Below are 24,427 nucleotides of genomic sequence, written 5' to 3' on the forward strand. Positions count from 1 at the left end.
CGCTCTACTTGATCGTTCACCAGAAAGAAAACGCGTTCCCGACTATAAAACTGGAAACCGAGGAATCAGCAATAATAGCTCAAAAACGTTCGTGGAATCTATCTCCAAAAAAGTTAGTGCAGACTCACTATATTATGATTTCGTTCCACCCAATGTAATGCATCTGAGATAGGTAATGGTGGGCTGATATAAAACCCTTGTACTGAGTCACATCCGAGGTTTCTAAGCAGTTCATAGGCTTCTCTGGTTTCGATACCTTCAGCGACAACTTTTAGACCTAGCTCGTGCGCCATATCAATAGTAGATCGCATGATGACGGCACTATTGCCATCGCTCATCAGAGACATCCCAAATGACTTATCGATTTTAAGTTCATTAACGGGTAACTGCTTTAGATATGACAAACCGGAATAACCAATTCCGTAGTCATCAATTGACAAACGCAAACCCATGGAATTGAGCTGATTCAACGTACGTATGGTTTTTTGTGGGTGCTCCATTAAAGCCGTTTCAGTTATTTCGAATTTGATCTTTCCAGCAGGTACATGGAAATCGTTAAGTACCGCTGCGATATCGTCAATAAAACGTGAATCGGACAAATCACGCATCGACAAATTTACAGACAGTCTCAATTCATTCATGTCAGTTAGAAAATCAGCGCATTCTTTGAGTGCCAATCGCAAAACACAAAGACTAAGCGAACGAATCAAGCCCGATTGCTCAGCAACCGGCACAAACTCTTCTGGCAACAACATTCCTAAATCTGGGTGTTGCCACCGAACCAAGGCCTCAAACCCATTTACTCGATTGTCTCGCAGATTTACTTTTGGCTGGTAATAGACTTTCAGTTCATCTCTTTCAATTGCGGCTCGAAGATCACTACTTATAGATAAATGTCGAAGACTGTGTTGATCCTTGTTGGAATCGTAGACACTAAATCCTTTGCTTCCCCTCTTTGCAACATACATTGCCACATCAGAGCGCTGCAATAAGATCGCCGGATTATCACCGTGCTGAGGATATACAGCAATTCCTATACTTGCACCTACAGTCATCGTCTGACCTTCAAGCGAAACCGGTTTCTCTACTGAGTTAATTATTTTGCGAGCCGTAAACATAGCCTGATTTGTGTCCGCATACGGCAATAGAACGCAAAACTCGTCGCCACCAAGCCTGGCTACAGTGTCTGATTCTCGCAAAACCATGCGAAGACGGTGAGCAATTTGCTGCAGTAATTTGTCACCCACATGATGGCCAAGTGTGTCATTGACTTCTTTAAAACGATCTAAATCAAGCAACAAAATTGCTACATCGTTTCGTTCACGCTCAGCCGACCGAAGTGCCTGTTGCAATCGGTCCATTAACAAGGTGCGATTTGGCAAATCTGTCAAGGCATCATGCATAGCCTGATACCTCAATGCCGCTGTACGTGCCTTACGACTAGTAATGTCGCGAATAATACAGATGTAAAAACGCTCTTTACCAACCAGCATCTCACTTAAAGCAACATCCATTGGAAAGACAGTACCATTCTTACGCCGACCGGAGATTTCCCTAGCTATGCCTAAAAGACTAATCTCATCTGGCACGCCTGGAACACCAAGAATGTTGTCATCACTCGGATTATTCTTTTCCGGTACCAATTTATCTATATGCTTACCTAACAAATCAGTTTCCGTATATCCAAATATCGTTGTTACCGCTGGATTGATGCCTTCTACAAGTCCGTTGTCTTTAAGAATAACAATGCCATCAACAACATTGTCCATTACCGCTCGGATACGAGTTTCACTATCACTCAGCGCCAATTGCATTCGATTGAACGACTCAGCCAGCTGTCCAAGTTCATCACGACGATAGACAGGTACTTTTGTGCCCTTATCACCCAAACTCACACGATGAATTGCATCTCGAAGTTGGTGTATCGGTTTCAATACATTCCAACGAAGAAAGAACCACAAAACCAAAACCAAGAGCAAAACCACAAAGAATGCGCCGCCCCATAAAGCGGTGCGCATTTCATTTATTCTTGTCGCCGTTTTCTGATTAGAAAGAGAAAGACGAAGAACTCCACGAAACATGGACTGATCATATCCATGGCAACTCAAGCATTCTGTTTCTGCTTGTATCGGCATGGTTATAGAAATATCACCGGTAGAAGCAAACTCATGAACAATTTCACCATCCAGTGTTTTTTGCATGGTGGAAACATCAACGGCTTCAAATTTTAGGGGAGGCTCATTCGCATTGCGGTCAAAAACTCTTTTTCCGAGGAAATTATTTACTAGATCGACGGTCGATAAGTCAGTAAACGCTGGTTGTCCATCTCTACGCAATACTTCAATATTGCTAATACCTGCAACACCCTGCAATCTACCTAACCACTCTTTTGCCAACGTACCATTGCCGTTTAGCATAAGTGTTTTCAGACTTCCTAGTACAGTCTGTGCATGAAGTTCCGCCTGCTCGACCCCCTGTTGCTCAATAGCCTGCGTTAGCTGCTTCTGAACATAAAAACCGACGATCAGCATAAGAAAAAATAGCACCGACGCAATAATTATAGCAATGCGTACATTCAGACTCGTCATAGTTCAGCTCAATTTTGACATATCGGTATTCCAGATTGCTATTGTCAGAATTATCGATTCTGAGTCTGCATTTCACCGACAAAAAGAATTTTAGGAAAGGTTCGTTGAAGAGAATTACTATAAAAGCCAGTCATCATTGCCCCCTGACTAAAAGAGACAACATCGCCCTTCAATACCTTGGTTACTGGACCAGCAATCCAATAACTTTCCCCCCCATCTTCCACTAGAATGTAAGTATATTGTTGTGTATCTATCACGTCGATAGCCTTGCCAAGGTTCGGCAAACGTGAATCTACATCTTCTTTTAATGTATCAGGTAGACGCACGATGGATGCCGCCTGGCCGCGCGTTCCCCAAACCCCGAGACCACCCTCGTTGTTTACCTGTGCGTAATAAACACTATTGTGATATTGGCTAGAACCGGTTCCTCCAATCACATATATAGCATCATCATATTCTATCGTCGAAAAGTTCGCCATTGCCACAGGAAGATCTGTCGTGTATTTCCAGACTCCGCTTTCTTGCGAAAAATATTCAATCGAAGAAAAATATTTTGCCCCGCTAATTCCACCCATTGCAAATAAATAATTGCCTGCCACTATTGCAGAAAGTGCATAACGTCCCTGTTGCATAGGATGCATTGAACTCCAATGGTCAGAGGAACGATCAAGCCGCTCTACACTTGCCAGTCCCGTCCCCTGTTTCTCGTGGTGTCCGCCGAGCACAAAAATACTATTACCCGCGCTCTTTAGCGCATTTACATAACGGGGAATGGTAAGAGTCCGTGAATCCATTTTCCATACGCCCAAATTTCCTTCCTTGTCAATTTCACTGTATTCCAAACTATCGAGAAGTGATCCGGCAAAACCACCAGCCGCATATAGTCTTCCATTTAGAGCAAACACTTTGACACAGCGTCTTGGCAAAGACATTGACGACTGTTGTTTCCAATCACCCAACTCACCTTTCGCGTTTATCTCGGCACTAAAAACAGTTGCTAATAAATTTTGGCCATTCGCGCCGTTCGCGCCACCGACAACAAACAATCGATTGCCAACGATTAGTGCGTCGAAAAAACCTCTGGCGTCTGGAAGATTTCCTACAACTTTCCAGCGTTCCAGCTCACCATCTTTGCGAATAATCGAACGCTCAATTGATGACAGGAAATTCTTTCCATCCACGCCCCCAAGAACAAAAAGATACTTTCCATGTCTCACGCCAACTCCGCCTGCGCGAGGAATGTTCAGTGGAGAAAGTTCTTTCCATGCATGAATCCATTGTTGACCGCCACTGCTACACGCAACAGTTAAAACTAGTGCAAAAATGAGTTTTATGGATTTAAACGTCACCCGGGAAATATTTCTCTAGATCGCTCCGTGCAAGCGTGCCACGCCGCCAAAGCTACCTACCCAAATACTGCCATCTGTTGCTTTGGTCATAGAGAAAACATTATCAGAATATAGACCGTCATTTCGGGTAATTACGGTAAACGTACTATTGTCTGAGTTGATTTTCGCCAATCCATGGCTAGTGCCTGCCCATACAACACCGTCTTCGTCCATGTATAACATAAACACGTGATTAGATGGCAAGCCATCCTTTACAGTAAAATTTTTCCAGTTTTTACCATCAAATCTGGCAAGACCTCCACCCCAGGTTCCCCCCCAAACATTTCCATGCTCATCCACTTTTAGTGAAACAACATAGTTTGGGTTATATGCAACATTCACGTTAGCAATACCCTGTTCTTCTTTTTGTCGTGCGTGATGCCGTGAAGCCTTTCCTGGATCATTCTTGAATTTGATATCATCCTTTACTAGCTCCAACGGAGCACCAATTCCGTTCTCATGGTTCCAATTTTTCCAATTTCCATCTTTAAATTGCGCAATGCCATTCTCCGTAGCAAACCACATCGAACCATCAGGTGCCTGCTCAAGACCATATACCCAGTCATTAGGAAGGCCTCCATGAGTATTTTCTAGATTATATGTTGTCCAGTTTTCATAGACGTCAAATTTTCCATCTTTAACGTGATTGACGCCGGACCATGTTGCAATCCAGATATCACCATTTTCAACTCGCTGCACATCATATACGAACTGATCTGCAAGACCGTCTGGGATATTGTAATTCTTCCAACTCGATTTTTCTGTATCGTATACCGACATACCTCCGCCATAAGTTCCCACGATAACAAGATTATCAATTGTGCTCACGTGAAAAACGCCGTTGGAAAGTAGACTGCCACTGGCTACATCAAACAATTTATAGTCATCGGTATTCAAATCATAACGAATCATGCCGCCAGAGGTTCCCACCCACACAAAATCCTTAGAAGAGGCCATTCCTTTGACGTTTCTATTCCCCACACGAAAATGATTGAATTTAATTGGCGATTGAACTGCCCCTTGGCTATGACTAGACGACGAAGAAACATCGCTTTGAGATTGCGAATTATATTGAGTATTTAAAGACGAAGCGGGGGCTACCAACTTTGCAGCGTTTGAAATAGTTGCAGAATTATTTGAAGCACCTAGCATATAGGCTCCCGCAACTAACAAAAACATAATGACTGACAAGACTGCCAGTCCTTTAATATCTATTTTCAACATTCACTCCCGCAAAAGTTACATTGTTCTAATTTTTACAACGCCGTGTGCTGTTCCTGCCCAGACATCTCCGGATGGCTCAGCCAGCACCGCATAAACGTGATCATCTAACAATCCGTCGTTAATCGTCAGACTCTTCCAGTTCTGACCGTCAAATCGACTAATGCCTCGGTTTGTACCAAACCAAAGGTGTCCATCGGGCCCTTCGTCAATAGAATAGACGATATTGCCAACCAAACCATCGTCAACAACAAAGTTTGTCCATTTCGTTCCATCATAGACTGATGCACCGCCACCCCAGGTTCCCACCCAAACCCTATTCTTTTGGTCCACCTCGACACAAAAAACATAGTTAGGATTGTAAGTTTCTTTACCCAAAGCCACTACACTCAAATCATGACGAGAACGAGTTCCAAGTCCTGTATTTGAACTAAAAGGGAGATTTTTTGTATTCGGCGCTCCTATACCATCTTTATGCGTCCAAACATACCATCGTTCGCCATCAAACATATTGACGCCGCCTTCAGTACCTATCCACACCTGGTCTTTGGAATCTACGTCTATGCCGTAAACCCACTCGTTGACTAGTTCTTTCAAGAATGTAGTAAGTTTGCCATTTTTCGCTTCGACTCGTGTTAAACCAGCCCAAGTTCCTATCCACATCTCACCAGATGCCTGCTCTCCAAACGAATATACCCAGTAGTCAGCGAGGCCATGCATAGGAAATAGTGTTTTCCATTTCCCGTCCTGTAAAGTTGAGACTCCTCCGCCATTTGTACCTAGCCAAACTTGGCCATTAACTCCAACCTTGGCGGCAAATATATATTCGTTTGCTAATCCATTTTCTCTGGTGTAAGTGTTTACCAATTTTCCGGTTTTGCCATCAACCTGCAACGCTCCCACCGATGTCCCTATCCAGACTACTCCACTTTTTTCTAAAGCAAGTGCTCGAACAACAACGCCTTTACCAACTTCGAATGTATCTGTAATAACAATTTGTGCATTTTTTTCGGTAGACCCTACCGATGATACTTCAGGTCCAGAATTCTCAGAGCATGACAAAGCCAGGGATAGAACTATCCCTGTAGACATAATAAATCTCAGTGTCACAACAAAGTCCTGAGAAACGCAACCACGTTTTCTATATCTTCTTCTTCCAATATGCCGTAAAACGATGGCATCACTCCGTTCCCGTCTTTTACGGCATCTATAAGTTCGCGATCCGTCCGAATAAGCCTGTCACCTCGAGCAAAATTTGGCATACCTGGCATCATGCCTTCACCCGCAGGGCCGTGACAACTCAGGCAATAGCGTTGATAGATGACTCTTCCATCACCAATAACGTCTTTAATTTCTTTCGCGTTAGCTGGGAAATTTGCTATACAAAACACCATAAAAAGGAATATGTTTCTCATACGAACTACCCCTGAACAACAGATTTCAATTTTACCAAGATAAGAAAAAAGGGGCAGCAATATGTGCCCCTTTTTTTAAGTTAAGCTCACTGTCTTTTAGCTAATCAATCCCTAACCGTAGCCGTCTTTCAGTAAACCACTCATCATCCAATCCACTGTTGATCTTAACTTTCTCAACCTCGAAAAAAGAAGTGTGGAAAGTCTGAGCATTCTGCACATACACCTTTTCCCACACCCAGGACTGATCGACTTTTTGCCACTTTATCATCTGGCGTTTGAGCAACGAACCTTTACGATCAAAATAGTCTACTCGTACTTTTACACAATCCTGGGGATCTGCAGTCTTGTGGTACCAAGACATTGTCTTACTATACAAAGAGTTATCACCTTTAGGCTTACTTACGATCACATAAAACTGATTATTGCTTTTATCCTGATCGATTCTTACAAATTCATGCTGATCATCTTCGGGCAAACGCAATGAAATGTCCCCATAAGTCAAATCGGAACCAAGAAAACTATCTCCGAGATCTCTAACAGAAACTCGACGAATCTTCCTTAGTTTAGGCAAATAAATCCATTGCTCAGCATTTTTTTCCTTCTCTTTGAGGTATGCCCAACGCATAAAACCCGCGCCTTTTGCGTCTGGCGGGAAAAGCGTAAATAAAACCATCTTATCTACAACGCCTTCCTCGCCCTTCAGATCTTTCCAAAGTCTCAAATAGACTGTTTTACGTTCGTTACCAGATCTGTCCTTAAGCGTTATCGTTAATTGCGACTGCTGGTCGTCACCGGGATATTTATTATCGCACTGCCGTACGATATCAAGACCACTGATAGCTGTCGTTGTGTTATCAACTATTCCTCGCTGTTCCTCAGCGTACACAGGGAAGACTGCAGCACACAAAAAAAGCGCTACTAGTAATAGTTTATATAGGTATGTTCTCATCCCGCCGCCTCCAATACGACAAGCTCTCCAGCTTTATTAACCACTTTTATTTGAGGAAAAAAGAAAGTCACGATTCGTGCCGTGCAAACCACGTTTCACACTAACATAACACAATTGAATTCATACGGAAGATCATAGAGTTAAAAAAAAGGGGCTCATAACGAGCCCCTTTTTTCACTAAACATAAACCTGGAGTTTATGAATTACAAACGACCGCCAGATGGATCTGCCAAAGTCGGCGCACCTGAACTGTTTCCCAAAATTGGGTTACCGCTCGAATCTACACCAGTTTGGAAAGTCAGATTAAATGGTGAAGTTGTTGGCCATACTTTAGTAGTATCTGGACCATCAGAGCTTGTGAGGTCAAACGCATAAGCAACGTCGCCAGTTTTTATCGCCATATCGGCAACAGGACCAGTCGTGACACCCTTGTTCTCAAACGAGAGATAGCTGAAAGAACCACCAAGACCAGTACCTGTGGTATCAGTCATACCAACATTAACAGTCTGGCCCAGCCATACCGCTTTAATGTCCTCATTGGCGTTATAGCTGATACCTTTTCCAGCAACAGGATTACCACTTGCGTCGATCCCATCTGGCGTGACTGCTACTACGCCACCAGTCGCTGTGTAAGAACCAGCACGCTCACGATATGTGAACGATTGTACATCGTTCGCAGAATCGGCACCTGTTGGATCAGCAGTGGTTGAAGTCTGCAAACCAGCAATCTGGTCGATTTCCATGATAAAGCCATTACGGACGCCGCTACCATCAGTCTTAGCCTGATACATGAAATCACTGACAAAATCGTCACCAGAAGTAACTGCTGTACCGCTACTGCCGTATTTGCCATTATCGAGCTTTTGCCCAATCTGAATAGAAGCGCCAGTCGTATCGGAGAAATTTGTTCCCGTAGACAGCAGCACATCGGAAGTAAACGAAACACCGTCGGAGGTATTAACGCCTGATTCAAAAATACTCTGTTTTGCGGCTATACCACCGTTGGTGTCTGTATTAGAGCCACCCTGTGAAAAAACCGCCTTGATATAGCTTTCGTCTTTGAAAACCGCAGTTTTCACTTGACTAGTGCCAGTACCCGTAACGATTTCCTCAGACACGATAGTACCTACATAGGTATCACCCGTGTCATTGTTCTTCGCCATAAATTGTACAAAGCCAGTACCGGAAGCAATAACATCACAGCCATAACCTGTTTGACAGTAACCAGTTATCTGACCGCCAGTGTTAGTCCACTGATCAAACGCTGGATGACTTCCGCCAAATGACGACCCGGATACAGCCATTGCTACTGCACCCGCAATCGAAGCAATATTGAACCCCTTACGCATAGCAATCTCCTCTTTATAAGGTTTTTATGGAATCAGCTGCCGGCATAAAAAACAGCCACCCCACGTGTATCTTGCCCTTGAAACCAAAATTTTATTTCTGACCGCCCCTATATAATATGAATATCATTTCATACTATCTAAGTCAAGGTAACGACCGTATTCAAGCGCACTGAAATCAACAATTTCCCCACACGTTTAGATCAGCAACATATATACCGTTCGTGAAACTAAGAGCTATGCGGGCATGTTATTTAAATTACATACCAACAAGCTTTTATTTCAGTAGGTTATGCTCCCTAATTTTCTTATTAGTATCTAAACGGTCTGATTATACTTCAACTCTGATTAATATCCTACAACATTCAAGTTTATGAGATTGTTTTTTGACACCCCGTAGTCGATGGTTGTAATACTGGCGTAGTCAATCCGGATCTGTCTAAATTGGTTTAGCGGTATATCGAAAGCGGACAAAACGAGCGCTCGGATGGCGCCAACGTGGGAAAATACGGCGATTTTCCCGCCGGGATGCGTAGCAATCATCTGGCTCAGACCATTTTTCAACCGCTTAAACAAATCATTCATCGATTCCCCACCCTCCGGGGTGTATTCCACCTGGTTCGACTTCCATTCCAGATATTCGTCGCCAAACTGCTCTTCTATTTCATGAAAGTACAAACCTTCCCACTTTCCAAAACGCCGTTCACGCAGCGTATCCAGATAGGTAACTGAATAGTTAAGTTGACTGGCAAGTGGTTCTGCTGTCTTTTTTGCGCGAAGCGAGGGGCTTGAATAAATAGCATCCAGCCCAGAATTCGCCAATATTTTGACTACCGAGCGCGCCTGCTCTTTACCCTGCCCTGTCAAGTCAGGGTCTTCCAGATCATCACAGTAAATTCTATCGGTTGGGAACTTCGGCTGACCATGCCGAATAAAATAGATGGTCGTACTCTTTTCCTTCTCTCGCATCGCGACTCTCTTAGAGTAAGTACTTGTCCTGCCATTTTAGATAAAGCTGGTGAACATAATTCATATATTCTTCTTTGTCGTCAAACTGTTTTGGATCTATAGGATCAAAAACGTAGTAATTTGCTCTGTTATTACGCGAAGTCATGAAATGCCATAATTTCTGAGGCAATATCTGAGGAGAACGCCACTCAAAATCATCTTGCGCTTCATAGTGTAAAAATACGGGTAAAATAGGGATACCAGTCCTCAGCGAAATATCGAAGGCACCATAACGAAAATCTTTGAAAATACGCCGGCCTTTACACCCCCCCTCAGGGTAGAGCGCAATGTTTTTGCCTTTTTGTAGGGCCTGTTCGATCTCTTCTGCTGCGGCATTGCGGGATTCGCGCGATTCTCGGTGCACATAGAGCGTCCCAGCGGCCCAGCTTATGCGGCCAACCAGCCACCAGTCCTTCACTTCGATCTTCGCCAGGGAAAAAACATCAAACAAGGCTGGTACGCCAATATCCTCGAAGGCTGAAGGATGGTTGGCAATCAAAATGAATTTTTCCGGCAATATCCCTTCGTACTTTTGGTGTAAACGCAAGTCGACACCCAAAGTATGGACAAAGGCATTACACCAAAATTTGAAAAGTCTGGGATAGAAACGGTCGAGCAGTATCTTAGGTAAAAAAGTAAGGACATACATCATTAATGTCAAAACGATGAAGTCTACCCCCAATACGACAAAGCGCAGTATCCTGAAAAGATAATAGATCACGAGAAAACCCTGTTATACGTCCCTGGTCTAGGTATTCGTACCGATCATTAGATTCCTTTAACTATCAGAAATTCTGGCTAAAAGAAATTCTTTTGTTAAAATCCGCTGTGTTGGTTAAAGGAGGGTGTTATGCGGGTTTGGCAATGTATCGTTTGTGGATTTGTATACAACGAGGAAGAAGGACTTCCAAATGAAGGCATCCCTCCGGGAACCCGCTTCGAGGATATCCCGGATGACTGGTCTTGCCCAGAATGTGGAGTCAGCAAAAGCGACTTCCAATTAGTCGAATTCTAAAACCTGCGATAGGGCAAGACTTTCAGGCCTAGCTTTCTGCAACGGCTAAAGACCAAATATCGCGTATCTGATTTGATAGTGTCAGTGGATCGAATGGTTTTGCAATGACATCGGCTGCGCCGATTTGGCGAAAGTGCTGAACTTCATAAGGCTGGACCTTTGCTGTTACAAATACGACCGGAATATCGCTAAACCCTTCCATACCTTTCAGTTCAGTTAGCGTAGAGGGCCCATCCATTTCAGGCATCATTACGTCTAGTAACACCATATCAGGCATAAATTCGGGAATAACTTTCAAGGCTTCCTTCCCGTTATCGCAAACTCTCACTTCAAAACCGCCAATTTTTTCAAGAGACAGTTTTACGATCTCCGCAATATCAGGCTCGTCATCAACATAAAGAATGCGTTTTAGATTCTTATCCTCAATCACTAGCGTCTACTCTCTTGGTAATGCTTCCTAAAAACAGTGACTACGCCCAATCCCTACTACGATAAACCAGGAGACAACTAACGTGCCGTTTGTATCTAAAGGCACACTATTTACCCATTAAATGATCGATGACAATTGTTTTAATTCCGTTGCTAGCACAATCCCGCCATATGTGCGGCAAGGATGTAGAAAACGTAGAGTTACCCGAATAGGATAAATGCATCAGATACCTACATCAAGGACCTTGCTCGTTTTTGGCAAATATCTCTAGTCCAACCACATGCGCGCATTTCTAAACATACGCATCCAGGGACCATCTCCTTGCCACTCATCGGGCGCCCACGAATGCTGTACTGAACGAAACACGCGTTCGGGGTGAGGCATCATAATGGTAAACCTCCCGTCTTTCGTAGTAAGACCTGTTAGGCCACTAGGTGAACCATTGGGATTAAATGGATAGCGCTCTGTAGCGTTACCGTTGTTGTCAACAAAACGCAAACTTGCCAAACGATTCGCCAGTAGATTCTCGAGACCTTCACGTTGATCGAAAACAGCACGCCCCTCTCCATGAGCTACCGCTATCGGCATGCGAGACCCGTGCATGCCTTGAAGAAAGATGGATGGAGAATCCAAAACTTCCACCATGGCAAATCTTGCTTCAAACTGTTCAGAGAGATTTCGTCTAAAACGAGGCCAATTTTCCGCGCCTGGGATTAATTCCCTTAGTTGCGACATCATTTGACAGCCGTTGCACACACCAAGGCCAAACGTATTTGCACGCTCGAAAAAAGCCGCCATTTCGTCGCGAGCTCTGCCGTTAAACAAAATCGACTTCGCCCAACCTGAGCCTGCGCCCAATACATCACCATAGGAAAAACCGCCGCAGGCCACCATGCCAGCAAAGTCGTTCAATGACACGCGCCCTGCTAAGATATCACTCATATGCACGTCAACGGCGTGAAATCCTGCGCGATCAAAAGCGGCGGCCATTTCTACCTGGCCATTCACACCCTGCTCCCTAAGCACGGCGACTCTGGGCCGTGCACCGCAATTGATATAGGCAGCGGAAATATCTTGATCTGGATCAAAGGTAAGTGAAGGACTTATTCCCGGGTTTTTCCCATCTAACAAATTATCGAATTCCTGCTGTGCACAATCCGGATTGTCTCGTAAGCGCTGCATCTGGTACGAAGTCTCGGACCAGGCCCGCTGCAGATTGGTACGTGTATCGCCAAACATCAGGTGTTTTGCCCTGTAAAAACGAATCTCGTCTTCATTATTCAACTGACCAATGACTACACTGTGTTTGCCTAAGCCTGCCTCGCGTAAAATTTCGAGTACTGCATCGGTATCGCTATGACGAACCTGGATGACTGCGCCTAGCTCCTCATTGAAAAGACCTGCGATTGAGTCCTCGCCCAGGTCATCGAGTTGTATATCGACACCTACATGACCTGCAAATGACATTTCACAGATAGTTGCCAGCAAACCGCCATCAGATCGATCGTGATAGGCGAGCAACAACTTTTCCTGGTTCAAATACTGAACCGTAGTGAAAAACGATTTGAACGACTGAACGTCGTCAAGATCCGGCGTGTGGTGACCAATGGATTTATAAACCTGCGCTAAAGCAGAGCCACCTAATCGATTTGCCGATTTACCAAGATCGATCAAGATCAAATCGGTGTCTCCAGCATCTCGACGCAATTGCGGAGTAAGCGTTTTGCGCACATCGGATACCGGAGCAAATGCGGTGACTATCAACGACAATGGCGCAGTCACCGACTTGGTTTGATGCCCTTCCTGCCACACCGTCTTCATGGACATGGAATCCTTCCCCACGGGGATAGCAATCCCTAGCTGTGGACACAATTCCATACCCACCGCTTTGACTGCCTCGTAAAGCCCGGCATCTTCACCGGGATGACCGGCTGGGGCCATCCAATTGGCCGACAACACAATCCGAGAAATATCTTCGATGGGTGATGCGACGATATTGGTCAATGCCTCGCCTACTGCCATGCGCGCAGAGGCTGCATGATGAAGTAGCGCAATCGGTGTACGCTCGCCCATGGCCATGGCTTCACCGGTTGTTGAGTGAAAATCGGTGATTGTTACCGCAACATCAGAAACAGGTACTTGCCACGGCCCAACCATCTGATCCTGTGCTATCAGACCGGTAACGGTTCTGTCGCCGATAGTAATGAGAAATGTCTTGTCTGCGACAGAGGGTAACCGCAATACACGATAAACAGCTTCTTTTATATCGATGCCATCAGTTGCGAACTCATTCTTGGCAAACGAGTGATGTTTGACATCGCGCAACATTTTGGGTGGTTTGCCAAGCAACACATCCATCGGAATATGGACTGGATAATTATCAAAAGCACCGTCGCCAACGATCAGCTCTCGTTCCTGTGTCGCTTCGCCAATGACCGCATAGGGGCAACGCTCGCGTTCACATAAGGCCTGAAACTCAGCCATACGATCATTAGAAATCGCCAGAACATAACGCTCCTGCGACTCGTTTGACCAGATTTCCATTGGCGACATACCAGGGTCATCACTCAGAATAGCACGCAGTTCGTATCGACCACCACGACCTGCATCATCGACTAACTCAGGCATCGCGTTGGACAAACCACCTGCGCCGACGTCATGAATGCTGATAATGGGATTGTTCTTGTCCATCTGCCAGCAACGGTCTATCACTTCCTGGCATCGACGTTCGATTTCCGGGTTACCACGCTGAACTGAGGCGAAATCCAGATCTTCACTGCTGGCACCTGTCGCCATTGAAGATGCGGCGCCACCGCCCAGGCCGATTAGCATCGCAGGGCCACCCAACACGACTAACTGAGCACCAGCAGGTATCTCATTTTTTTCCACCTGGTTGCGCAGAATATTTCCTACCCCACCTGCCAACATGATGGGTTTGTGGTAACCACGCACCTCTTCACCCGCAGGCCCGTTTACCTTTTCTTCAAAGGTTCGAAAATAGCCACCAATATTGGGGCGACCGAATTCATTATTGAAAGACGCGGCACCAATCGGACCTTCGAGCATGATATCCAGTGCTGAAACAATGCGCCCTGGCTTTCCATAATTCGTTTCCCACGCTTGCTCATAGCCAGGAATCCGAAGGTTAGACACGGAAAAACCACAAACTCCGGCCTTGGGTTTACTTCCCCGCCCTGTTGCGCCTTCATCCCGTATTTCACCACCTGAGCCCGTCGCAGCCCCCGGAAAAGGTGAAATCGCAGTTGGATGATTATGGGTTTCCACTTTCATCAGGATATCTATCTGGTGTTCGTGATAACCGTATTCGCCGGTTTTGCTGTCAGCGTAAAACCACTGACCATCAAATCCCTTGACCACTGCGGCGTTATCTTTATATGCGGACAACACGTCGCCGGGGTTCTTTTCGTGGGTATTACGAATCATTTTGAACAGCGACAACGGCTGTGGCTGACCATCAATTACCCAGTCGGCATTAAAAATCTTGTGCCGACAATGCTCGGAATTGGCTTGAGCAAACATCATAAGCTCGGCATCGGTTGGGTTTCGATTGAGTCTTAGGAAATTGTCGACCAGGTAGTCAATCTCATCTTCGGCCAGGGCCAGTCCCCACTCGCTGTTTGCACGCGCTAGCGCGTCACGACCACCTTGTACCACATCCACAGTTTTTAAAGATCGTGGCTCGTGCTCAACAAACAGACTGTCTACCTCGTCGAGCGACCAAAACACCGATTCAATCATTCGGTCATGGAGCGATCTCGCCGCTAAATCGAGCCGCTTGTCATCCAGGGTCTGATCGGCTACCAAAAAGTATTTAATACCGCGCTCTATTCTCTTGACTGAACTCAGACCGCAATTATGTACGATATCCGTCGCCTTACTTGACCAAGGAGAAATAGTCCCGGGCCGCGGCGTGATAATCAGTTCATGGGCGTTCCCAGGACTGGTAAATTCCTCGCAACCATCATTAAGTATCTGCTGAAGACGCTCACGCTGCTCACTGTCCAGCGATTGTTCCAGCTCGGCGAAATAAATGAATTGAGAATACACTCCCTTGATTTCCGGGATGTTTTCCTGGAGGGCCGTTAATAGTTTTTTGAGACGAAAGGCGGAATGGGCGGTTGCCCCAACTATCGGATACATATCACTCGCTCAGGCCATAGGACTCGGGGCGGCTATGATACTGTATCGTCGGGGGGTAGGCCAGTTTGGAAGTGGGTTAAGAACGTGAGATTCTTCAGCCTGTTGCTGCGATTTCTGTTGGCACCGCGCCGAGCCGACTAAACTTTGAATCGTCCCATCAAGGAACGTAGCTCGGCCTCAAACTGCGTCAATTCATTCGCTGCCGAGTGGGTTTGCTGCGCGCCAGCCGCGTTTTCCTCTGCGATTTCGATGATTTTGCTGATATGGTTTCGGACCTGTTCGGTCTTTATTTCCTGCTCACGCGCCATATCCGCGATCATCGAATTCATTTCCATGATGGTGCTAACTGAACTTACTATCGACTGTAGTGAATCACTGGTGTTTGCAGCTTGTTGAACACCGCTTTTGGCTCGTTCGAGCTCCGCATCCATTACGTCAACCGCTTGCTTGGCGCCGCTTTGCAAGCGGTTAATCATCGCTTCAATCTCGGCTGTTGATTCCTGCGTGCGAGTCGCAAGCGTACGCACCTCATCCGCAACCACAGCAAACCCGCGTCCTTGCTCACCTGCGCGTGCGGCCTCAATAGCGGCGTTGAGCGCCAGAAGATTAGTCTGTTCCGCAATCCCCTTGATAACATCCAACACCTGACCAATGTTTTCACTTTCCTTTTCCACCGAGTGGATAACATTGCCGGCATTCTCCACGCTGGAGGCCATGTTCTCGATCGCACTTATCGTCTGGGTAATAACCTGTTTTCCGCGCTCGGAGGCATCGTTCGCAGTTTGTGCCGCGTCCACAGCTTGTTCGGCGTTTCGCGATACCTGATTTACAACACGTGTGACTTCTTCAATCACGCGCGCAACTGTCTCAGTTTCCTGTTGCTGCAAATCAGCGCGTTTCTGGGTTTCCTGTGAGACCAATTCCAATCGCGCGATTTTTTCGTGAAACTGCTCCAGGAATTTAATCGTGCGCGAAACAAGATCGTGAATTTGATTTGAAAACGCGTTAAAACCTTTAGCGAGCTGCCCCAACTCATCATTGCTCTTAGCGGATAGCCGTTTGGTTAAGTCTCCATCGCCATTGGCAATGTCATTCATCGCCTTGACGGAACGGTTTAAAGGCCGGGTAATTGATCGCTGCAATAGAAAGACACCACCGACTCCCACGCCGATAGCAACAATCAACAAAAATGAAACAATACTAATATTGCCGGTAATTTGCCCTTTCAGTTCCTCAGAAACCAACTCAATACCACTTTGCTGTTCGTCTACCAGCGTTTTGAGCTTTTTCTCCATATCCGCCAGCAAGGGACCGACCTGGCTGCGCAGAATATAGACATCCATTCTTGCCTGTTCGCCTCGAAAGAGCTCCTGCAAGCTGTCAAAGCGTTCACCGAAAGACTCAAAGCCGTCTGTAAATTGGGAAAAATATTCTTCTTGTTCAAACGTAAACAGCGAAGATTTCTTTTTGATCTTTTCAATTAGGTCTGCGGACAAATCTACATAAATCTTAACGTTTTCAGTAAAGTCTTCATCGCCGGCGATTAAATAGCTCCGGATATTATTCATGACATAGGCCCAGGCGAATCGCAATTCTCCCAGCAACAACGCGAGCTCTTTTCGGGTCTTATTCGCCTTCTGCCCTTTCTCCTCGATCATCATATTGCCGATGGCCTGAATCATTTCGCGGCTGGCGGGGTCAATCTCGCCAGATGCATAAGACAATGCCCGAAAGTTTTCGGACTGATTGTCAGCAATTTCAAGCAACTGATCCTTTATCTCTGAAAACTTCTGGAATTCTTCTCGGATACTGGCTATTTGTGCCACGACTTTTTCATCTTCAAGCGAGGCAGACGCTTTCTCAAGCATTACCAGATTCTGTTCTGCTTCGTGCATGCCTTCCTGGATTGTCGTCTTATATTCCTGATTCTTACTAAGAATATAAAAACCCAAGGCATTAGACGACAGGTGAAGGTTATTGGCTAAATCAAGTGACTGTAGTGCAAGAGGCTGGTGTTCAACCACAACTCTATTAACGGTTTTCTGGCTTTGAAACAGGCCAACGATGGTTAAAACGACGATTAATAGCGATACGAATAGAACAACTCCGAACCCACCAAAGAGTTTTTGCGTTATCCCCAGTTTTGTTAATATTTTTACGGCCATTACAGTGCGAGTGATTTGTCTATACCACCACTGTGTCGACCATTGATATGACATACTTAAATTATGTTTGAATCAAGGATAGAAAATATGGGCGCCAATGTGGGCGATAGATTTCTTCTTTTTACCCCAGGTTGGCAATATGTTATCTGCGTGATAAAACAGGGCTTTAGTTAAATCCGGGTGACGAGTGCCGCTTAGCACATTTCTACTGATGGTTACGGCCTTTTGCCAGGCTTCCACATCGGTTGGCGCATCATCTATCTTATCGCCGGTCCAGGAAAAATGACTGATATGACGCTGCAATTTTGGATTCCAGGCGTATTGTCTTACGACGTCGCAAATCGTATTGGGAAATCGTCCTGACGCAACCCGGTTCATGGTAACGGTTGCAACCGCCAACTGTCCTTCCTCGGATTCCCCCCTAGCCTCGTGATAGATATTGAGCGAAAGACAGCGTATATCACGAACTTCGCGTTTATCGGAAACCATACCAAAGACGAGAAATGCCATCAGCCCAACGATTAGCAAGATCGTGAGCAAAAACCATCTCATTCCACGACTTAAATCATGCCAACGATCGACAATTGAATGAACCACCTGAACTACCTTTTTCTTCGGACCAGCTTCTTTCTGTATTGAAAAGCACCCAATTGTTTATGAACGGCTTACGTATGTACTCCCCAACACACGTGAGCGGATGTTATCGATATCGGTTTATGAAACGCTTATTCAACAACTTTTGACTCCCCCACTGCACGCGGGTCAGAGGCCGCATAGACTTTGTTATCTTTCTTATCCCAAAGTATGGCTTGCATATTACCGTAACGAAATCTGGCCTGTTCTAATTCATGACCTCGCTCTTGTAGTTGGTCCAACTCTATTTCATCAAAGGCATTGTCTTCATAGAATATTTTGTCTGGCAGATATTGATGATGAAAACGCGGCAAACTCACCCAGGATTGTGGCTTGTTTCCCGAGGCATGATCGAGCAGACCTAACAGAACCATCGTAATAATGCGACTGCCACCGGGTGTCCCTATGACAGCAACCGAATCCGGACTCTCGACGAAACTCGGTGTCATGCTGGAAAGAGGGCGTTTACGCGGCGCGATTGCATTGGCAGCAGCACCTACCAAACCATAGGCGTTTGGTACTCCCGGTTTTGCGGAAAAGTCATCCATTTCATCGTTGAGCAAAACCCCTGTACCCTTAGCCACAAACCCTGAACCAAATGGATAGTTAACCGTGACCGTGGCGGCTACACGATTTCCAGCCTTATCCATAATCGAAAAGTGGGTTGTATGATGACTCTCGGCCGGCGCCGGTTCACCCGTAAGCAGATTGCTTGGCGTGGCCTTTTGTGGATTGATACTACTTCGCTGACCAGCCGCGTATTGCGCACTGGTTAGCGTATCAACCGGTATCTTTACGAAATCCGGATCGCCCAGATATATCGATCGATCTCGGTACGCGCGACGCATCGCTTCAACAATGAGATGTGTACGCTGCACACGTTCCATTTTTTCCAGATCGTATGCGGACAAAATATTCAACATATCCACCAACACGATACCACCAGAGGAAGGCGGCGCAGCTGTCGTGATTTTATGCCCTTTATACTCTCCACGTATGGGATCTCGCTCGATTACTTTGTAGGCCGCCAGATCTTTCATCGTCCATATGCCGCCTGCCTTTTGTACTCCATCGACTAGCATCTGCGCTATGCGTCCCTGGTAAAAACCACCATTACCTTTCTTGGCTATAAAGTCCAGAGTTTGCGCGAGATCTTTCTGCTTAATGAGATGCCCTACCGGAGGAACATCACCATTTTTAAGAAAAAGCTTTTCACCTTCCGGCCAACGTTTGATTACATCTTTGCGAAATCCTGCAAGACGCTGGTAATACTCATCTACGGCGAATCCCTGTTTCGCCAGTTTTATTGCGGGGGCAAGCGTCTGCCTCAATTTTAATTTGCCGTATTTTTTCGAGAGGTGGACCATCGCCGCTGGCACGCCGGGGATTCCCGCTGACAACGGGCCATTCATGCTGAGATCGCTATTCACTTCGCCGTTCTTGTCGAGATACATATCCTTGTGTCCAGAGGAGGGCGTGGTTTCTCGGCCATCAATCATGGTTTCAAACCCATCACTCGCCCGATGAATCAACCAGAAGCCGCCTCCTCCCAGGCCGGAGCTATAGGGTTCGACAACTGCCAAGGCAGCGGTAACAGCAACTGCCGCGTCGAACGCATTACCACCTTGCGCGAAGATTTCCATCCCCGCTGCCGTCGCCAGTGGATGCGCAGAGGCAATAGCATTAGCGGGTGGTGTGCCTGCTCTTAAACCTGTTGATGCGAATACTAAGAACAACAATAAAAGATGTATCTTGCGAATAATCATCCAGCCATCTCCGACAAAAAAGGCCCTATCAGGGCCTTTATGTTTTTCAAAATTTTCCGCTCAGGAATTCTTTTCCATGAGTTTTTTATATTTATCCAGCAGTTGATCTTTTGTTTCCACTCGATCTGGGTCTTTAGGGATGCAATCGACCGGGCAAACCTCAACACACTGAGGCGTATCGTAGTGCCCCACACATTCCGTACACAAATCGGGATTTATCTCATAAATTTCATTGCCCTGAAAAATTGCCGCATTAGGACATTCAGGTTCACAAACATCGCAATTAATACATTCGTCAGTAATTTTTAAGGCCACAAAAACACTCCAACTGCTTGCCTACGGCGCGTGGGCGGCATCTTATCGCAATCTGTCCTGCAATGCAGCCATGACGTTTGAGTGGACAAACTTACTCACATCGCCACCATGAGAGGCTATTTCCCTTACCAGACTAGAGGATATATAAGCCACTTTTTCAGATGGCGTCATAAACACAGTTTCGATGTCCGGATCGAGACAACGGTTCATACCCGCAAGCTGAAATTCATAGTCAAAATCTGACACTGCGCGCAATCCTCGCAGAATTACCTGCGCAGAATTATCTCTGACGAAATCAACCAAGAGGGAATCGAACCCGGTCACCACCACATTTTCGACGCCAGTCAGCACTTGCTTCGCCAGTACCACCCGTTCATCGAGATTGAAGGTGGGTCGTTTGCTAGGATTCGCTGCAATCGCTACGATCACCTGGTCGAACAAACCCGCCGCTCGTTTAATCAGGTCGGAGTGTCCATTGGTTATAGGATCAAATGTCCCGGGATAAACCGCTTTCACCGACATAACATTGCGCTCCTGTTACAACGTAGTCCGTAGTGAATCATAAAAGATAGTTGCTAACAAATTTTAGACCGGTTTCACAATTTACCACCGCTAGCACTTTGAATTTGCGAAAAATGCTATCTATTCGTCACGCCAAAGCCTTGATCGGCTATAGCCAAACCGTAATTGACAGCACCCGCACGCTTGTTCCGAATAAGCTGCCAGTTATCCGGAAGTACAAGTTGCTCTAGTGAATACTCGGCTTCAAGATAGATATGTGCCGAGGGTAAAAGAATTGCAGATTTGGCCAACTGAAGACAAACGTCCTGTAACAAGTCTCTATGAAAGGGCGGATCGAGGAAAACCAGATCAAAGCCACTACCCTTATATTGAGCAAGAAAACTCAGCGCGCTCCCGCAGTGGATGCTTGCCGTATCGACTTTGAGTAACGACAAGTTTTCCTTTAACTGACGGCAGACAGATTTTTCCTGATCAACGAAAGTAACATTTGCAGCGCCGCGTGAAATACACTCAAATCCTAGTGCACCACTACCGGCAAACAGATCTAGACAATTCGCGCCAGCGACATAACTCTGCAACCAGTTAAACAATGTTTCCCGGTTGCGGTCCGTGCTTGGCCGTAAACCCTCGCTATCTACAAACGCCAAGCGACGCCCGCGAAATTCGCCGCCGATTATGCGTACGGAATTAGTTTGCTGCTTGCGCCGGGGTTTGGGCACCAACTATCACCGTCAACATGTTTTCTGGGTTTACTCGACGCATAAAGGCGTCTTTTATCTGATCAACAGAAACAGCCTGCACGCGTGCAATATAGGTATCCAGATAATCGAGTTCCAATCCATAAAAACCTATCGACGCCACTTGGTCGATGATCTTTTTATTGCTATCCATGCGCAAAGCATAACCGCCTACGATATTCTTTTTCGCCGACTCCAGTTGACGTGCCGATGGTCCGTTATTGATAAATTCGCTGAGTGTTTGGCGCATTACTTTTAACGCTTCTTGCGCCTGATCATTGCGTGTTTGTAATCCCATGATAAAAGGACCTTGCACTCGCATAGGCGCAAAATAGCTGTATGAACTATATGAAAGCCCACGTTTTTCCCGAATCTCATCACTCAATATCGATACCAGTCCGCTGCCACCGAGAATATGATTTCCCACATACAGTGCAAATTCGTCTGGATCAGAACGTTTCATCCCAGGTAGTGCGATACTGATATGACTTTGCGTCGAGGGAAAATCAACAACTACTTCTTCTGCCTGTTGACGATCTTTTACCTCAGGTAGAGGCTCCGCCGCTTTTCCAGGTTCAAGCTCGCCAACTATCGTCTTTGCCAGCGCTTCCGCGCTTTTTCTATCCATTGCACCGACGATTGCAACAATGGCATTGTTGCCCACCATGTATCGTCGATAATAGGCCATTAAATCGGTACGCTTTAATGCTTTGACGCTTTGTTCGGTTCCTTCTGGAATTGACGCATAAGGATGACCGCGATACAAATTTTCAAATAACTTTTCACCACTGATAGATTCAGGAGACTCTTTGTTCTGTTCCAGGGAAATCAACAAGCGCTTGCGTTCTCTTTCAAACGCATCTGCTGGAAAGGTAGGCTTACTCAATATGGTTGCAAACGTTTTGACAGCTGTGCCCATCCATTCCTTTTCAGACAACGTTCGTAGATTGAACACCGACATATCACGATGAGAGGAATTACTGAACTGCGCGCCTACGCTATCAAAGCGTTCGGCAATATTGTCCGCATCCCATCCGCCTGCGCCTTCGCTCATCATGCCATTCGTCATTAGCGCGATACCTGGCATATCGCCATCTCTAGCAGCGCCTGCGTCAAACACTACGCGCACATCGACCAGCGGTAACTCAGCGGCCTGTACAAAGTAAACGCGAGCACCATTATCGGTCTTCCAGTGTTGGATATTCGGCGTCGCGAAAACGACCGAAGTCGCTACGCACAACACAGAAAAAAGAGCTGTTGTCACTAGCTTATTAATGCGCACTACGTGTCCTCCTCGCTGGCTTGGCATTGCCTATCGCCTGCGGATCTAATTCTGCTACTGTAAGGGTGTCGCTATTGAGATACTTGCTCGCCACCGCACGAATTTGCTCTGGCGTTACTGCCTTGATGTTGTCGGCATAGTTTTCACCCAGCATCCAATTCAAGCCGACCGTCTCTAATTGACCGATACTCATCGCCTGATAAAAGACTGAATCGCGCTCATATACTTTTCCCGCCACTACCTGCGCTTTCACGCGATCAAGTTCGGCCTGATCAACCATTTTTTCCTGAAGTTTCTTGATCTCGTTTTTTATGGCCTTTTCCAGATCATCGAGACTGCGCCCTTGAGAAGGTGTGCCTGAGAAAGTAAACAATTCCGTTCTAGGTGCAAACAGGTTATATCCCGCCCCAACACCTGCCGCAACCTGAGAGCCGCGTACCAGATTTCGCGAAAATCGTGCACTGTTTCCACCATCAAGGATTGCAGCAAGCACATCGAGCGCATAGGGCTCCCACTTTTCTTCGGCAGTCGCGACGGTTGGCGTCTTGTAACCCATCATTATATAGGGCAACTGCGCTGGAGCCTTGATCTTAACTCTACGCTCTCCGCGTTGATCAACCTCAACCCGTGGTTTACGGTCCGCTACTTGCGACGGTTCCAGTTCACCAAAATAGCGTTCTGCCAAATCGAACACTTCTTTGTGATTCACATCGCCAGCTACAACAATCGTTGCATTGTTTGGTGCATACCACATGCGATACCAGTCGGCTAAATCGTCGACATTCATGTTTTCCAGGTCATCCATCCAGCCGATTATCGGCGCGTGGTAGGGACTATTGACATAGGCAGCCGCATTAAAAGCTTCATAGGTTAAGGATTGAGGATCATCCTCCGTGCGCATACGGCGCTCTTCCATCACCACTTTAATTTCTTTTTTAAATTCCTCGGGGTTTAGTAACAGATTGCGCATGCGGTCAGCTTCATGCTGAAAACTGACTCTCAGACGAGATTTTTCCATTTGCTGGAAATAGGCGGTGTAATCACGACCGGTAAACGCATTCTCCCTTCCACCGTTCTCAGCAATGATGCGGGAAAACTCGTTAGGCCCCAGTTTCTCGGTGCCTTTAAACATCATATGCTCCAGGACATGAGAAACGCCGGTTGCGCCGCCACTCTCGTAGCTACTCCCAACCTTGTACCAAACTTGCGAAACCATCACAGGCGCGCGATGGTCCTCTTTCACGATAACCTTAAGACCATTTGTGAGCTGATATTCGTGCACATTGTGTTCAGGGAAGTGCTTCATCACCGCCCTGGGCAAAGTACCCTCGATAGCGGTCTGTGTGGCGCATGCGCCGAGCAATAGACTGGCCGCCACTGCAAATAACTGTTTCTTCATAAGACTCTGGATCCCACGGTAATTTCATGACGGGCCTGGCCCGAAAGTGGTACGATAACGCCCTTTGGCGAGTTCGGGAAAGCTACT

The 24,427-nt window shown here is 46.2% G+C and carries 20 protein-coding genes; 1 reads left to right on the forward strand and 19 read right to left on the reverse strand.

Annotated elements, in window-relative coordinates; genetic code table 11:
• Window positions 1-113 precede the first annotated feature (113 nt).
• The 9 genes from OEZ43_17180 to OEZ43_17220 form a co-directional block, all read right to left on the reverse strand.
• On the reverse strand, window positions 114-2,588 hold the full coding sequence (locus OEZ43_17180; protein MDH5547320.1) for an EAL domain-containing protein: 2,475 nt from the start codon (window positions 2,586-2,588) through the stop codon (window positions 114-116).
• Window positions 2,589-2,638: 50 nt separating this feature from the next.
• The gene (locus tag OEZ43_17185) at window positions 2,639-3,937 is read right to left on the reverse strand and encodes a hypothetical protein (protein ID MDH5547321.1); all 1,299 of its coding nucleotides are present in this window, start codon (window positions 3,935-3,937) and stop codon (window positions 2,639-2,641) included.
• A gap of 15 nt (window positions 3,938-3,952) precedes the next feature.
• Complete coding sequence (locus OEZ43_17190) at window positions 3,953-5,200, reverse strand: regulator (GenBank protein ID MDH5547322.1); 1,248 nt, start codon at window positions 5,198-5,200, stop codon at window positions 3,953-3,955.
• Window positions 5,201-5,215: 15 nt separating this feature from the next.
• Complete coding sequence (locus OEZ43_17195; protein ID MDH5547323.1) at window positions 5,216-6,307, reverse strand: regulator; 1,092 nt, start codon at window positions 6,305-6,307, stop codon at window positions 5,216-5,218.
• Complete coding sequence (locus OEZ43_17200; protein ID MDH5547324.1) at window positions 6,304-6,612, reverse strand: cytochrome c; 309 nt, start codon at window positions 6,610-6,612, stop codon at window positions 6,304-6,306. The genes OEZ43_17195 and OEZ43_17200 overlap by 4 nt, the downstream gene beginning before the upstream one ends.
• A gap of 100 nt (window positions 6,613-6,712) precedes the next feature.
• On the reverse strand, window positions 6,713-7,561 hold the full coding sequence (locus OEZ43_17205) for an outer membrane lipoprotein-sorting protein (protein MDH5547325.1): 849 nt from the start codon (window positions 7,559-7,561) through the stop codon (window positions 6,713-6,715).
• A 203-nt stretch (window positions 7,562-7,764) separates the two neighbouring features.
• Entirely contained in the window at window positions 7,765-8,910 is a 1,146-nt protein-coding gene (locus tag OEZ43_17210; protein MDH5547326.1) for a hypothetical protein, read from the reverse strand.
• Window positions 8,911-9,255: 345 nt separating this feature from the next.
• Window positions 9,256-9,876, reverse strand: a complete 621-nt coding sequence (locus tag OEZ43_17215; protein MDH5547327.1) for a histidine phosphatase family protein — start codon at window positions 9,874-9,876, stop codon at window positions 9,256-9,258.
• A gap of 10 nt (window positions 9,877-9,886) precedes the next feature.
• Window positions 9,887-10,636, reverse strand: coding sequence for a 1-acyl-sn-glycerol-3-phosphate acyltransferase (locus tag OEZ43_17220; protein MDH5547328.1), 750 nt, complete (start codon window positions 10,634-10,636; stop codon window positions 9,887-9,889).
• A 129-nt stretch (window positions 10,637-10,765) separates the two neighbouring features.
• On the opposite strand from OEZ43_17220, the gene OEZ43_17225 reads away from it, so the two are divergent.
• Complete coding sequence (locus tag OEZ43_17225; protein ID MDH5547329.1) at window positions 10,766-10,930, forward strand: rubredoxin; 165 nt, start codon at window positions 10,766-10,768, stop codon at window positions 10,928-10,930.
• Window positions 10,931-10,958: 28 nt separating this feature from the next.
• On the opposite strand, the gene OEZ43_17230 is transcribed toward OEZ43_17225, so the two are convergent.
• The 10 genes from OEZ43_17230 to OEZ43_17275 form a co-directional block, all read right to left on the reverse strand.
• The gene (locus OEZ43_17230) at window positions 10,959-11,357 is read right to left on the reverse strand and encodes a response regulator (GenBank protein MDH5547330.1); all 399 of its coding nucleotides are present in this window, start codon (window positions 11,355-11,357) and stop codon (window positions 10,959-10,961) included.
• 270 nt (window positions 11,358-11,627) lie between these two features.
• Complete coding sequence (purL, locus tag OEZ43_17235) at window positions 11,628-15,521, reverse strand: phosphoribosylformylglycinamidine synthase (GenBank protein ID MDH5547331.1); 3,894 nt, start codon at window positions 15,519-15,521, stop codon at window positions 11,628-11,630.
• Between the two features lie 137 nt (window positions 15,522-15,658).
• Window positions 15,659-17,686, reverse strand: coding sequence for a methyl-accepting chemotaxis protein (locus tag OEZ43_17240; protein ID MDH5547332.1), 2,028 nt, complete (start codon window positions 17,684-17,686; stop codon window positions 15,659-15,661).
• Window positions 17,687-17,758: 72 nt separating this feature from the next.
• A complete protein-coding gene (locus OEZ43_17245; protein MDH5547333.1) occupies window positions 17,759-18,283 on the reverse strand; it encodes a cell wall hydrolase in 525 nt (174 codons plus the stop codon).
• A gap of 128 nt (window positions 18,284-18,411) precedes the next feature.
• Entirely contained in the window at window positions 18,412-20,085 is a 1,674-nt protein-coding gene (ggt, locus tag OEZ43_17250) for a gamma-glutamyltransferase (protein MDH5547334.1), read from the reverse strand.
• Between the two features lie 60 nt (window positions 20,086-20,145).
• On the reverse strand, window positions 20,146-20,400 hold the full coding sequence (locus OEZ43_17255; GenBank protein ID MDH5547335.1) for a YfhL family 4Fe-4S dicluster ferredoxin: 255 nt from the start codon (window positions 20,398-20,400) through the stop codon (window positions 20,146-20,148).
• A gap of 42 nt (window positions 20,401-20,442) precedes the next feature.
• Window positions 20,443-20,922, reverse strand: coding sequence for a pantetheine-phosphate adenylyltransferase (gene coaD / locus OEZ43_17260; protein MDH5547336.1), 480 nt, complete (start codon window positions 20,920-20,922; stop codon window positions 20,443-20,445).
• A 116-nt stretch (window positions 20,923-21,038) separates the two neighbouring features.
• Window positions 21,039-21,641, reverse strand: a complete 603-nt coding sequence (rsmD, locus tag OEZ43_17265) for a 16S rRNA (guanine(966)-N(2))-methyltransferase RsmD (GenBank protein MDH5547337.1) — start codon at window positions 21,639-21,641, stop codon at window positions 21,039-21,041.
• On the reverse strand, window positions 21,610-22,935 hold the full coding sequence (locus OEZ43_17270) for an insulinase family protein (GenBank protein MDH5547338.1): 1,326 nt from the start codon (window positions 22,933-22,935) through the stop codon (window positions 21,610-21,612). The genes rsmD and OEZ43_17270 overlap by 32 nt, the downstream gene beginning before the upstream one ends.
• Window positions 22,931-24,247 (reverse strand): insulinase family protein, encoded by a 1,317-nt coding sequence (locus OEZ43_17275; GenBank protein MDH5547339.1) that lies wholly within the window; start codon window positions 24,245-24,247, stop codon window positions 22,931-22,933. The genes OEZ43_17270 and OEZ43_17275 overlap by 5 nt, the downstream gene beginning before the upstream one ends.
• Window positions 24,248-24,427: the final 180 nt, after the last annotated feature.

It is taken from the genome of Gammaproteobacteria bacterium (assembly GCA_029881255.1).
GTDB lineage: Bacteria > Pseudomonadota > Gammaproteobacteria > S012-40 > S012-40 > JAOUMY01.

Bases quoted from the DNA above. Each gene is read 5' to 3' on its own strand.
- OEZ43_17180 (MDH5547320.1), bottom strand. From the start codon at position 2,588: ATGACGAGTCTGAATGTACGCATTGCTATAATTATTGCGTCGGTGCTA.
- OEZ43_17190 (MDH5547322.1), bottom strand. From the start codon at position 5,200: ATGTTGAAAATAGATATTAAAGGACTGGCAGTCTTGTCAGTCATTATG.
- OEZ43_17200 (MDH5547324.1), bottom strand. From the start codon at position 6,612: ATGAGAAACATATTCCTTTTTATGGTGTTTTGTATAGCAAATTTCCCA.
- OEZ43_17205 (MDH5547325.1), bottom strand. From the start codon at position 7,561: ATGAGAACATACCTATATAAACTATTACTAGTAGCGCTTTTTTTGTGT.
- OEZ43_17210 (MDH5547326.1), bottom strand. From the start codon at position 8,910: ATGCGTAAGGGGTTCAATATTGCTTCGATTGCGGGTGCAGTAGCAATG.
- OEZ43_17215 (MDH5547327.1), bottom strand. From the start codon at position 9,876: ATGCGAGAGAAGGAAAAGAGTACGACCATCTATTTTATTCGGCATGGT.
- OEZ43_17225 (MDH5547329.1), top strand. From the start codon at position 10,766: ATGCGGGTTTGGCAATGTATCGTTTGTGGATTTGTATACAACGAGGAA.
- purL (MDH5547331.1), bottom strand. From the start codon at position 15,521: ATGTATCCGATAGTTGGGGCAACCGCCCATTCCGCCTTTCGTCTCAAA.
- OEZ43_17240 (MDH5547332.1), bottom strand. From the start codon at position 17,686: ATGGCCGTAAAAATATTAACAAAACTGGGGATAACGCAAAAACTCTTT.
- ggt (MDH5547334.1), bottom strand. From the start codon at position 20,085: ATGATTATTCGCAAGATACATCTTTTATTGTTGTTCTTAGTATTCGCA.
- coaD (MDH5547336.1), bottom strand. From the start codon at position 20,922: ATGTCGGTGAAAGCGGTTTATCCCGGGACATTTGATCCTATAACCAAT.
- OEZ43_17275 (MDH5547339.1), bottom strand. From the start codon at position 24,247: ATGAAGCACTTCCCTGAACACAATGTGCACGAATATCAGCTCACAAAT.